The sequence below is a fragment of the Mameliella sp. CS4 genome, from assembly GCF_019392335.1.
In the GTDB taxonomy this organism is placed as follows: Bacteria; Pseudomonadota; Alphaproteobacteria; order Rhodobacterales; family Rhodobacteraceae; genus Antarctobacter.
Window position 1 is genome coordinate 1 of the sequence record NZ_JAHXRQ010000298.1, and the last position, 233, is coordinate 233.

Consider the following 233-nt stretch of genomic DNA (forward strand, 5'->3'; position numbering starts at 1 on the left):
GTCGCCACCCGCTACCGGCAGCGGATACGTTGGTTGTGCAGCTGCGGGCCTGGGGCATCAACGCCGACACCGATATCGTGCTGTATGACGACGGCCCCGGCGCCTATGCCGCCCGCGCCTGGTGGCTGCTGGCCTGGCTGGGCAAGCGTGATGGCGTGTTTATTCTGGACGGTGGCCTCAAGGCCTGGCACACGGCAGGTTTCCCGCTGAGCCTGGACGCACCCGTGGTTGAG

The 233-nt window shown here is 67.4% G+C and carries 1 protein-coding gene; it reads left to right on the forward strand.

Features of this window, described 5'->3' with window-relative positions; all coding sequences use genetic code 11:
* Nucleotides 1–233: sulfurtransferase (locus KZZ07_RS27470; RefSeq protein WP_255564634.1), on the forward strand; the 233-nt coding region annotated here is incomplete at both ends.